This window comes from Gordonia jinghuaiqii, from assembly GCF_014041935.1.
GTDB classification, from domain to species: domain Bacteria; phylum Actinomycetota; class Actinomycetes; order Mycobacteriales; family Mycobacteriaceae; genus Gordonia; species Gordonia jinghuaiqii.
The window spans coordinates 3,963,678-3,977,307 of sequence record NZ_CP059491.1; the positions used below are offsets into that span (position 1 = coordinate 3,963,678).

Here is a 13,630-nt window from a genome sequence, read left to right on the forward strand (position 1 = left end):
TCACCGGCCCGGAGGTCGGCTCTCCGGCGACTCGCGGAGCGCCTGGTTCAATACCGGTCCGATTATCGCGAGCGCCTCACCGTCGGCCATACCGAGGTGAGCGACATCGACGTCGTGGTTGGTGATGTCTCCTCCGATGAAGGGGCGCCAGCTCGACGCGACTCGTGCCGGGTCGGCCTTGTCCGCGGTCGCGGTGAACACGACTATGTCTCCGTCATAATGCCCCGGCTCGTGCTCCAGCATGACCGTCTCGGATATCCGGAAGCTCGTCATGATGCGGTCGATCTGATCGTCGTCGAGGAGGCCGGTCGCGCGCAGCTGCGTCCGGATCAGCTCGGCGACCTGCTCCGGGGTCGCCTCCTCGCCGGCGTCCCCGGCCGCGTCGAGGTCGAACAGTGTTCGCCATGCGCCGAGCAGCTCGGCCACATCGGGCCCGGCATTCTCGGCGTCGGCACCGTCGGCACCGTCGGCGTCGGCGGCGGCGTCATCCGCACCGGCCAGGTCGGCCGGGGCGGGGGCGGCGTCCATCAGCCCGACCACGCCGACCGTCTCGCCCGCCTTGCGCAGCTGTACGGCGATCTCCTGGGCGATCACGCCGCCGAGGGACCATCCCAGCAGGTGGTACGGCCCCGTCGGTGCGATCGCGCGGATCTCCTCGAGGTACCGGCGAGCCATGTCGGCGACCGACTCGGCCGGCGGCTCCCCGGTGACCACATGCGGGTCCTGGACGCCGTAGATGGGTCGATCCGTCACGTATGGTGCGAGCCCGCCGTAGAACCACGCCAGACCGCCTGCGGGATGCACACAGAACAACGGGGCCCCGCGTCCACCGCTCCGCAACGGGATCACGATGTCGCCGGCCAGCGCGGCCGAGGACTCCTCGCGGAGTTCGGCCAGCAGGCGACGGGCGAGTCCGCGGATCGTCGGATCGGCGAACAGCCAGGCGAGGTCGACGGCCCGGCCGGTCCGTTCACGCAGGCGCCCGATGACGCGGGCGGCGGACAGCGAGTTGCCGCCGAGGTCGAAGAACGACTCGGTCACGCTGACCTGCTCCACCCCGAGGACGTCGGCGACGACCTCGGCGATGAGCGACTCCGTCTCGTCAGCGGGCGCAACGTATTCCGCCGCCTCGAAGACCGGTTTCGGCAACACCTTCCGGTCGATCTTGCCCGCGGTGCTCAGCGGCATCGCGTCGAGGACGACCCAGGTCGAGGGGCGCATGTACTCGGGCAGACCGCGCGCGGCGGCCGCTCGCACGGCCTCGACGTCGATCGCATCGCGGTCGGTGCCGGAGACGTAACCCACGAGATGCCCGCCACCGGCGACCTCGACGACCGCGGCCGCGGTGTGCACGACTCCCGGGACCGATGCGACGACGGCCTCGATCTCGCCGAGTTCGATGCGCTGTCCGCGCAACTTGACCTGGAAGTCGGTCCGGCCGATGTACTCGAGCTCGCCTGCCCGATTCCACCGCACCAGATCGCCTGTCCGGTAGAGCCGTTCGCCCGGCGCGCCGAAGGGATCGGCCACGAACCGGTCGGCCGTCAGATCGGTCCGGGCCGCGTACCCGCGCGCCAACTGCACACCGCCGAGGTACAACTCACCGTTCACCCCGGCCGGGACCGGCCGCAGCCGTGGGTCGAGAACGTGCACGGTGGTGTTCCAGACCGGGACGCCGATCGGGATCACCTCATCGGCGGGTGTCACCTCGTGGTGGGTGACGTCGACGGCCGCCTCGGTCGGGCCGTACAGGTTGTGCACCGTCGCCGCGGGCAGCGACGACGCCGCAGCCTGCGCCACGGCCGCAGGCAAGGCCTCGCCGGAGGTGAACAGGGTGCGGACCGTACGCAGTCGGTTCAGGGTCTCCGGCCCCACCACATCGACGAAGGTGGACAGCATCGACGGCACGAAGTGCAGGGTCGTGACCCGGTGGTCGGCGATGGTCTGCGCCAGGTACTGCGGGTCGCGATGGGCATCGGGCCGCGCGATGACGAGTCGCGCACCGGTCATCAACGGCCAGAACAGCTCCCAGACGGACACGTCGAAAGTCACCGGTGTCTTCTGCAGCACGACGTCGCCGACGTCGAGCGGGAATGCCGACTGCATCCACCGCAGACGGTTGACGATGGCCTCGTGCGGCACCGCCACACCCTTCGGCCGGCCCGTCGACCCCGAGGTGAACAGGGTGTAGGCGGTGTGTGCGGTGCGCAGCGGCGCGGTCCGGTCACGGTCGGAGACCGGCTCATACCCGGTGACGTCGATCGGTATCGCGCAGTCGAGAACGATACGGTCGAGGTCGAGACCGGGTGCGGCGTCGGCGGAGTCCGACGAGACGACCACGAGGCGGGCATCGGCGGTCTCGACGATGTGTCGGACCCGGTCGATCGGTGCGTCGAGATCGATCGGCACATAGTGTCCGCCCGCGGCGACCACGGCGTGCAGCGCGACGAGCAGGTCGATCGAGCGCGGAACGGCCACGGCAACAGCCACGTCCGGACCCACTCCCTGCCCGATGAGGTACCGGGCCAGGCTCGCGACGCGGGCACCGAACTCGCCGTAGCTCACCTCGCGGTCCTCGAAGACGAGGGCCGTGGCCGACGGTGTGGCCGCGATCTGGCGGTAGACCAGGTCCGGGAGTGTCTCGGCGGGCACCGCGACCTCCGGCCCGCGACTCCACTGCTGCACCTGCTCGGTGTCCTGGTCGGCGAAGACCGGCAGGTCACCCACCGCGGTGTGCACATCGCTGGTGACGCCGCCGAGGATTCGGACCAGGCTGTCGGCCATGCGCGCGACCGTCGGCTCGTCGAACAGATCGGTGGCGTAGATCAGCGAACCGTGCCACGGCGCATCGGCAGCGGCGGTGGTGATCCCGAAGGTCAGGTCGACCTGGGCCGGAAAATCGGACGGCGCAACGGGTTCGACGCGCAGTTCGTCGGTCTCCGATTCCGGCGCCCGGTCGGCGCTGCCGTCCGAGGCGCCGGAGGCGGCCTGGGCGAAGGTCAGCATGATCTGCGTCAGCGGGGCGAACGCCTGCGAGCGCACCGGGTTGAGCTCCTCGACGAGGAACTCGAAGGGCACGTCGGCGTGCGCGAATGCGTCGATGTCGGCGGTGCGGACGTCCTCCAGCACGTCGGCGAAACTCGCCTCGGGCGTCACCCGGGTGCGCAGCACCAGCGTGTTGACGAACATGCCGACGAGGTCGTCGAGTTCGCGTCGGCCGCGGCCCGCCACCGGTGTACCGATGGTGATGTCGTCGCCTGCGGAGAGCCGGGCGATCAGCACCGCGAGCGCGGCGTGCACCACCATGAACGGCGTGACCCCATGGGCGCGGGCGGTGGCGGCGATTCCGTTCGCCACCCCGGCCGGGATGTCGAACTGCACCTGCGCACCGCGCTGGGAGGCCACCGCCGGGCGTGGCCGGTCGGCGGGGAGATCGGTGACGTCGGGGATCCCGGCGAGCCGGTCGGTCCAGTAGCCGAGCTGGGTGCCGAGCACCGAGGTCGGGTCGTCGACCGATCCGAGGACGTCGTGCTGCCAGAGCGCCACATCGGCGAACTGCACCTCGAGGGGCTGCCATCCCGGCGCCGCACCGGCGCGGCGCGCCTCGTAGGCCGTGATGAGGTCCCGTACGAGCGGTCCCATCGACTCGCCGTCGGCCGCGATGTGGTGCACCACCACCGACAACAGGTGTGACGGCGCACCGTCGGCCGGCGATTCGGCGAGCAGCCGGACCCGCAACGGCGCGTCGACCGTCATGTCGAAACCGGTTGTCGCCGAGGAGATCAGTTGATCGAGCGAGTCCACGACCTCGATGTCGAGATCGCGTAGCGCATCGTCGCGCTCGGCGATCGCCTGGACGGGGCCGTCGTCGACGACGGGGTAGCTGGTCCGCAGCACCTCGTGCCGGGCGACCACGTCGCCGACCGCGGCCCACAATGCCTCGACGTCGAGGTCGCCGACGAGGCGCAGGACCGCGGGGATGTTGTACGCCGCCGAGGTCACGTCGAGCTGGTTGATGAACCACATGCGCTGCTGGGCCAGCGACAGCGGGATGCGGTGCGGCCGAGGGCCGGACACGATCGGGGCGGCGCCGAGGCCACCCGGTTGCGGCAGATGGCGGGCGAGTTCGGCTACCGAGGGGTGGTCGAAGATCTCACGCACGCCGACCCGGTCGGAGACGAGCTCGGACAACCGGCCGGCCAGCCGGGTCGCCGACAACGAGTTGCCGCCCAGGTCGAAGAACGACCCGATGACCGAGACCTCGTCGACGCCGAGCACCTCGCGGAAGACCTGGGCGATGGACTCCTCGGCGGGGGTCCGCGGGGCGACCACCTCGGCCACCGCGAAGTCGGGCTCGGGCAGGGCCCGGCGGTCGACCTTGCCGATGGGGTTCAGAGGGATCTCGTCGAGGACCGTCAAGCTGGACGGCACCATGTACGCCGGCAGCAGGGTGTTCAGGTCGGCAAGGATCCGGCCCGGGTCGGGGGTTGTCCCGCCGGTGACGGTGACATAGCCGGCCAGCGCCATTCCGCCGGGCCCGTCGACGGCCACGACCGCGGCCGCACTGACGCCGCCCACACGGAGGAGTGCCGCCTCGACCTCTCCCATCTCGATGCGGAGACCCCGGATCTTCACCTGGAAGTCGGTCCGCCCCACATACTCGATCTGGTCACGGGAATTCCGGCGCGCCAGGTCTCCGGTGCGGTACATGCGGGAACCCGGCTCCCCGTGGGGATTCGCGACGAAGCGCTCCGCCGAGAGTCCGCCGCGTCCCAGGTACCCACGTGCCAGGGCAGGCCCGGCGATGTAGAGCTCACCCGCGATCCCCAGCGGTACCGGGCGCAACCTGTCGTCGAGCAGCAGTGCCTCGACGCCGACGAGGGGGCTACCGATCGAGATCGACTCGCCCGCATGCAGAGCGTCGGTACCCGTACAGATGATCGTGGTCTCGGTCGGCCCGTACACGTTGAAGAAGTCGAGATCCGGAAGACTCGTGGTCCAGCGTTCCAGCTCGGTCGCGGCGAGGGCCTCGCCGCCGACCAGAAGATCCCGCAGCGTGGAGTTCCGGGTCGCCGGGATCGACGCTGCGACGCTGTTGACCAAGAACGCCGACGTGACCTCGTGGTCGGTGATGAAACGCCCGAGGTCGGCGCCGCCGTAGACGTCACTCGGCGAGACGACCAGGGTCCCCCCGTCGACGTAGGCGCCCAGGATCTCCATCATCGACGCGTCGAACGCGGGCGAGCTGACACCGAGCCACCGCGCCGGCGATTCTGCCCGGTGGCGGGCCGCCAGGCTCGAGGCGACGTTGCGCAACCCGGTGTGGGACACCAGGACACCCTTGGGCCGGCCCGTCGAACCCGAGGTGAAGACGGCGTAGGCGGCGTTCTCCGGCCGGATGACGGCGCCGCGCTCGGCGTCGGTCAACGGCGCGGTCGACCATGCCGATGCCAACTCGTCGAGCGCAGCGTGATCGATGGTGATCCAGTCCGGACCGACAGGCATCGTCCCCACCGCGGCGGCGTCGGCCAGGCCGACGGTCGCACCGGAGTCCTCGACGACCATCCGCACGCGATCGCTCGGGTACTTCGGATCGATCGGGGTGTAGACGGCGCCGGTCTTGACGATCGCCCACAGCACGACCTGCAACAGGTCCGACCGCGAGAAGGCCGACAGCACCGGCGTTTCCGGGCGGACGCCGCGTGCCAGCAGCATCCGTGCGACGGCGTTCGACAGTGCGTCGAGGCGTTGGTAACTCAGTTCGCGCCCGTCGAAGACGACGGCGGTCCGGTCGGGGTGGCGGGCGGCCGAGGCGGTCAGCATCTCGGCCAGCGTCAGGGTGGGTTCGGGTGCGGGCCCCACCAGGGACACCTGATCGTGGCCGGCATCGGCGAGAAGTCCGATGTCGGCGACGGCGCGTCCGGGGTTCTCGGTGAACGCCGCGAGCAGGTGCTGCAGGGTTGCCGCGAAGGCGTCGACGGTCCGGTCGTCGAAGACGTCCGGCAGGTACTTCAGCGTCAGGGTGATCGTCTCACCGGCGGGGGCCGCGGCGAGCGTCAGCGGGTAGTGCGTGGCATCCCGGCCCGCGACCGAGGTGACCCGCAACTCGCCGGCCTCGAGCGAGTCCGCGGACATCGCGTCGGCCGCCGCGGAGGTGTCGACCGGATAGGACTCGTACACGGTGAGGGTGTCGAACAGGACGTTCTCCCCCACCGCGGCGGCGATGTCGGCCAGACCGATGTGGTGATGGTCGAGGACCGCGGTCTTGGCGCGTTGCAGCTCGTCGAGGACCGACGCCACGGTGGACTCGGCCCCGATCGTCACCGCGACCGGGATGGTGTTGATGAAGAGCCCGACCATCGCCTCGGCACCGTCGAGGTCGGATGGTCGGCCCGACACGGTCTCGCCGAAGACCACGGTGCGCTGGCCGGTCATGCGCGACAACAGGATCGCCCATGCGGTCTGCAGGACGGTGGACATGGTCACGCCCTGGGTGCGGGCGAGTTCGGTGAGTGCGCGGGTGGTGCCCGTGTCGACATCGACCGCGTGATCGCGCGGTGGCGCCGGTTCGTCGGGCGCCGCGGCGAGCGGTGCGACGAGCGTCGGGCCGTCGATGCCGGCGAGTCGCTCGCGCCAGGCCGCCACCCCGGTCTCGGTGTCGCGGCGCGACAGCCACTCGAGGAAGGCGTCGTAGTCGGGTGCGTCGGCCGTGCCGATCACCGAGCCGGTGAAGTACGCGGCGAGCAGGTCGGTGACCACGAGGGGCCCCGACCACCCGTCGAGCAGGATGTGGTGATTGGTGATCACCAGGCTGTGCCGGTCGTCGCGTTCGGTGATGACGGTGAACCGGATGAGGCCCGGTCGCGACATGTCGAATCGGCGCGTGCGCTGCTCGTCGGTCACGGCGGCGCGACGCGCGGAGAGCTGGTCCTCGGGCACGTCTCGCAGGTCGACGACCTCGACATCGGCTGCGACGGTGGGCGGTACGACGGCCACCATGCTGCCGCGGGCCGTGCGGACATAACCCGAACGCAGGATCGCGTGGCGTGCGAGGACCGCGTCGGCGGCGGCGCGCATGCGGGCGGTGTCCAGGGTGCCCGCGAAGTCGATCACCGCCTGCGTGATGTAGACGTCGGGCGCCGCGTCGTCGGCGGCGAGATCGGCCTGGAAGAACAGTCCGCGTTGCAGCGGCGACAACGGCCACACCTCGACGTCGTCGCCGTAGCGCGCTTCGAGTTCGTCGACCTCGGCCTGGGTGAGGCCGGGGGCCAACAGATCCGAGGGACTGCGACCGGGGTCGGCGCCGGCATCGATGAAGGCGACGATCTGATCGAGCGCGGCGACCCACCGGTCGGCGAGATCGGCGACCACGGCGTCGTCGAGCACGGCCGCCGGGAAGGTCAGGTCGGCGTGCAGGACGCGCTCGGCGTCGGCGGTGGTCACTACGGCGTTGACCGACAGTGCCGCCGGCGCCACCATCGCACCCGAGGCCGTCGGCGGGAGGTCGTAGCGCTCGGGCGCGGGGGTGAACGGGATCGACGTGACCGGGGTGTCCGGGGTGTCCGGGGTGTCCACTGACCCGTCTGCACCGGCTGTGCCGCCGGCGTTGCCGAGATAGTTGAAGCCGATGGCGGGCAGGGGCCGCTTGCGCAGGGGCGAGTCGGCGGCGAGGTACCGCGCGGCGGCGAACGACAGCCCGCGAGCGGGCATCTGCCTGCGGACCTCCTTGACCGCCTTGACGGCCTTGGCCAGCGCCACCGGGTCTGTCCCCGTGGCGGATTCGATGCCGGTGACGTCAACCGCGACAGGCGCGATCGAGGTGAACCAGCCGACGGTGCGGGCCAGGTCCGCTCCTGGTGCGACGTCTTCCTCTCGTCCGTGTCCCTCGAGAAGGATCGGCACGACGCCGTCCCCGGCTCCGGCGTGGCCCCCGACCGCGGCGGCGAAAGCCGCGACGAGCACGTCGTCGATGCCGGCGCGGAAGGCCGCCGGAACCCGAGTGAGCAGGGCCTCGGTCAGTCGCGCGGGCACCTCGACGGGAACGGACCTGGTGGCGGACAGGCGATCCCGGGCCGGATCGAGCGGCCCGGCGATCTCGATCCGGTCGACCGGCAGCTGCTCTTCCCAGAACGTCGCGTCCTCGTCGTCGAGATCGGCGAGGTCGGCCAGCACCTGCGCCCACCGGCGGAACGAGGTGCCGGTGGGGCGCAGCTCGATCGGCGCGTCCACGGCGCGCTGTGCCCACGCGGTGGCGAGGTCGGTGACGATCGTCTGCCAGGACACGGCGTCCACGGCGAGGTGATGGACGGCCACGACGAGGCGGCCACCGGTGCGGTCGTCGGTGGGGATGACGGCGACGAACTGTGCCATCAGCCCCGCTGCGGGGTCCAGACGTCGCAACGCCTCGCGGTGTGCGGTGTGGACGGCGTCGGTGAATGCCGGTGTTCCCGGCACCGCGTCGACGGTGACCCACCGCACCGCGGCCGGGGCGTCGAATGCCGTGCCCGCGTTCAGCGTCGGCGCCGAGCCGGAACCGTCACCGACGGTGAAGGCGGCGGTCAGCATCGGGTGGTGTGCGACCACGGCGGCGACGACGTCGACCAGACGCCCCTCGTCGAGGTGCGCGGGCAGTGCCAGCACGGAGGCCTGTGAGAAGTCGGCGACATCGCCGGCGTCGGTGGCGTGTTCGAGGAGCCAGTGGGCCATCGGCGGCACCGTCACCGAACCGGTTGCGCCGCCGTCGAGTTCGGGCAGCGCCAGCGCCTGCGTGTCGCGGGCGACGCCGGCCAGTGCGCGCACCGTGCGGTGTTCGAAGATGTCACGCGGTGTCACGGTCAACCCGGCCGCACGCAGCAGGGACGACAACTGGATCGACATGATGCTGTCGCCGCCGAGTTCGAAGAACGAGCGGGTCACCGACACCGGCACGCCACCGAGAACCAGGGCGAAGACGTCGGCGATGGTCTGTTCGGTCGCGGTCGCGGGCGCGGAGAAGGTGTCCTCGTCGGCGATACCGGGCACCGGTAGCGCGGTGCGGTCGAGTTTGCCCGTCGGCGTGAGCGGGACCGCGGGGATGGCCACCACGGCCGAGGGCACCATGTACTCGGCCAGGCGGCCCGCGAGCCGGTCGCGGGCGGCGGCGGCGTCGAAGTCCGCCGGTGTCTCGGTCACCACGTAGCTCACGAGACGCGTTGCGCCCGAGGGACTGTCGATACCCAGAGTAAACGCCTGGGCGACCGCGGGGTCGTCGGTGAGCGCGGCGTCGATCTCACCGAGTTCCACGCGCTGGCCGTTGATCTTGACCTGGAAGTCCGAGCGGCCGGCGTAGACGAGTTCGTGATCGGCGTTCCACCGCGCCAGGTCGCCGGTGCGGTACATCCGGGTGCCGGGCGCCCCGAAGGGCGCGGCGACGAAGCGATTCGCGGTGAGCCCACGGCGCTCCACGTAACCACGGGCCAGACCCTCCCCGGCGAGATAGAGCTCGCCGGTGACGCCGACGGGAACCGGCCGCAGGCGAGTGTCGAGGACGACGGCGGAGAAGCCGTGGATCGGGGCACCGATGGTGACGGGCCGGTCCGCGGACATCTCGCCGACGGTCGCCCAGACCGTGGTCTCGGTCGGGCCGTACAGGTTGTGCATCGACGTCCGCGGAGCCCATCGCGCGACGAGTTCGGGTGGGCACGCCTCGCCGGCCGTGGTCAGATGGCGCAGCGTCGGCACCGAGGCCGGGTCGAGCGTGCCGAGCACGGACGGCGTGATCACCATGTCGGTGACCGCACCGGCGCGGATCACCGCGGCCAGGTCGTCGCCGCCGTAGACCTCAGCCGGTGACACCACCGAGGTGACGCCCAGCCCGTAAGCCCAGATCATCTCGAAGAAGGCGGCGTCGAAGCTCGGGGATGCGACGTGCAGGATGCGCACGTCGGAGCCGGAACCGCTGATGGCGCGCTGTTCGGCGAGGAGGTCGGCGAGCCCGCGATGGGTGACCGCGACAGCCTTGGGTACGCCGGTGGAGCCGGAGGTGTAGATCAGATAGGCAAGTGAGTCCAGGTGCAGATCGCCGCCGCGTTCGGCGTTCTCGACCGGGGTGCCGGGTCGAGCCTCGATGCGTTCCCGGGTCGCCTCGTCGTCCAGGACGAGCCACTCGACGGCGGTTCCGGCCGCCTCGGCGAACACACCGGCGTCCTTGCCGACGGTCAGCCCGGTCCGCACACCGGAGTCGGTGAGCATCAGCGCGATGCGGTCGGCGGGCAGCCGGGGATCCACCGGCAGGTAGGCCCCGCCGGCCTTGAGGACCGCCCAGACCGCGATGACCGACTCCAGTGACCGCGAGATACCCACGGCGACAGGAATCTCCGGTCCGACACCGGCTGCGATGAGCTCGCGGGCGATGCGGCTGGTCGTCGACTCGAACTCGCGGTAATCCACGACGCGGTTGCCCTCGATGACCGCGGGGCGGTCGAGATCGAGGTCGCGCGCGGCGAGCAGTTCGGGCATCGTCTGCGAGGTCACACCGTCGTGGCGGGGCGTACTCGCCGGGACCAGCGCGGCGAGCGTCTCGGAGTCGATGATCTCGATGTCGTCGACGGCGCGACCGGGGTCGGCGATCATCCCGCCGATGACACGCCGCAACACCGCGAGGAAACGCTCGACGGTCGCCGGGTCGAAGAGCGCGGCGGCGTAGGAGATCTCCCCTCGCAGCTCACGGTCGCCCGCCGCACCGGGCCCGGCCGGGCGCTCGACGAACGAGAACGACAGGTCGAACTTGGTGGCAGGCGTCTGTGCGGCGAGAAACTCGACCCCGAGAGCCTCGAGCGCCGAGGCGTTTCCGTCGTCATCGGTGTCGACCAGATAGTTGAAGCCCACCTGGAACAGTGGCGCATGGGCCGTGGACCGTTGCGGTGCAACCGCTTCCACGACCTGCTCGAACGGGACGTCGGCATGGGCGAAGGCCTCGAGGTCGTCGAGGCGTACGCGGTCGAGCATCTCGGTGACCGTCTCCCCCGGGGTGATCACCGTGCGCAGGACGACGGTGTTGACGAACATCCCGACGAGCTCGTCCAGGGCGCGCTCGCCGCGGCCGGCGACTGCCGCGCCGACGGTCACGTCGGGGGAATTCGCCAGCCGTGCGAGGGTCACCGCCAGCGCGGCGTGCACCGCCATGAACGGGGTGGCCCCGCTGTCGCGGGCCAGCGTGGCGAGGCCGTCGAGCATGTCGGCCTCGATGGTGAAGGTGAGCAGGCCGGCGGTCGGGTCGAACACCGGCGGACGCGGCCGGTCGGTCGGCAGCGGCAGGACCTCGGGTGTCTCCGCCAGCGCCTGACGCCAGTAGTCGACCTGCGCCGCGAGCACCGAGGTCTCGTCGTCGACCGAGCCGAGCACCCGGTGCTGCCAGAGCGCGAAATCGGCGTACTGGACCGGCAATTCGGACCAGCTCGGCTCCTGGTCGGCCGTGCGCGCGGCGTAGGCGCCGATCAGGTCGCGGGCCAGGATCGGGGCCGATTCACCGTCGGAGGCGATGTGATGGGTCACGAGCATGAGCACGTACTCGTCCCCGTCGCCGGCCTTGTCACCGTCACCGGCCACACGCGCCACCCGCACGCGGATCGGCAGGTCGACGGTCACGTCGAAGCCTTCGGTCGCGGCCGCATGCACCGACTCCGCATCGCCGCCGAGGACGATGTCGAGGCGTCGGAGTGCCTCGTCGACGGGCAGCACGTCCTGGTACGGCGTGCCGTCGGGGGCCGGGAACACCGTACGCAACACCTCGTGCCGCGCGATGATGTCGGCGACGGCGTCCCGCAGGGCTCCGGCGTCGAGTCCTCCGGTGATGCGCAGGCCGACCGGGACGTTGTATGCCGGTGAGCTCGTGTCGAACTGGTTGATGAACCACATGCGCTGCTGCGCGAACGACAGCGGCACCCGGTCGGGCCGCGGGCCGGAAACGAGCGGTTCACGCCCGTCGGCCTCGCGACCGGTGGAGGCCGCGACGAGCTTTCGCACGCTGGGCGCGTCGAACAGGTCGCGCGCCGAGACCGCCACGCCGAGCCGGTCGGCGACGCGGGCGACCACACGGGTCGCCGACAGCGAGTTGCCACCGAGGTCGAAGAAGGAGTCGGTGACCGACACCCGGTCCACGCCGAGCACCTCGGCGAAGACCTCGGCGACCGCGGCCTCGGAGTCGTCGGCGGGCGCCACGTACTCGCCGACGGAGATGACCGGTTCGGGTAGCGCCTGTTTGTCGAGTTTGCCGACCGGGGTCAGCGGCAGGGTGTCCAGCACCATGATCGACGCCGGAACCATGTGCGCGGGTAGACGTTCGCCAAGAAACACGCGCAGCTCGGCGGTGTCGATGGCGTCGGTGTCGCCGACCACGTAGGCGGCGAGCGCGGTGGCCACCGAACCGCCCACACCCACCACGACGGCCGAGTCGACCGCGCGGTGCGCGGTCAGCGTGCTCTCGATCTCACCGAGCTCGATGCGCAGTCCGCGCAGCTTCACCTGATCGTCGCTGCGGCCCGAGTACTCCAGGACCTGACGGCCGAGATCGTCCTTGCGCCAACGGACCACGTCGCCGGTGCGGTACATGCGGTCGCCGGGGATGCCGTACGGATTGGCGACGAAACGCACCGCGGTGAGCGCGGGATGGTCCAGATAACCGCGTGAGACGGCGTGTCCGACGACGTAGAGCTCTCCCGGGACACCCGGCGGCACCGGCTTGAGGCGGTTGTCGAGGACGAGCAGCCCGACCCCGTTGATCGGACCGCCGAGGTAGACCGGGGCACCGATCTGCATGGGTTCGCTGATCGCGACACCGATGGTGGTCTCGGTGGGGCCGTACAGGTTCTGGATACGGCGCATGGCCGCCCACTCGTCCTTGAGTGCCTGCGGTACGGCCTCACCACCGGCATAGACCACCCGCAGCGCGGGCAGTGCCGAAGACTGCAGGGTCGACAGCACCGTCGGCGTCAGGAAGGTGTGGGTCACCGCCTGCCGCATCATGTAGTCCTGCAGTTCCGCACCGCCGACGGCTTCGCTGGGACGGTAGATGAGCACACCGCCGCTCACGGTCGCCAGCAGATACTCCAGCACCGACGCGTCGAAACTCGGCGACGCGAAGCCCAGGACGCGGGTGTACTCGTCGGCCGAGGAACGCTTGCGCTCCTCGGAGGCGAAGTTCGCCAGACCGGTGTGGGTCACCGTGACGCCCTTGGGACGCCCGGTCGAACCCGACGTGAAGATGACGTACGCGGTGTTGTGCACACGCACCGGCGCCGGGAGGTCGGCGTCGGTGATCGGATCGGCACTCGCCGAGGCGATCTCGGCCTCGATCGCCGGATCGTCGAGCCTCGTCCAGGCCGAGCCCGCGGCCGGGAGGTCCCCGGTCGACGAGACCGTCAGTCCCAGAACGGCTCCCGAGTCCTCGACCATCGCCGCCACCCGGTCGGCCGGGTAATCGGGGTCGATCGGCACATAGGCGCCGCCCGTCTTCGCCACGGCCCAGATCGCGGTGAGCAGCCGTGCCGAGCGGCCGATCGCGAGCGCGACCAGCGACTCGGTACCGATCCCGCGGGCCAGGAGCCAGCGGGCCAGCCGGTTGGACTGCTCGTCGAGCTGGGTGTAGGTGAGC

1 protein-coding gene (running past one end of the window) is annotated in these 13,630 nt (G+C 70.8%); it reads right to left on the minus strand.

Annotated elements, in window-relative coordinates; translation table 11 throughout:
• A protein-coding gene (locus H1R19_RS17770; RefSeq protein WP_219849706.1) for a non-ribosomal peptide synthetase crosses the window boundary here: on the minus strand, positions 1-13,630 show its end. 21,161 nt of this gene lie beyond the right edge of the window; the window shows 13,630 of its 34,791 coding nt (coding positions 21,162-34,791); its start codon lies off the right edge, out of view; its stop codon occupies positions 1-3.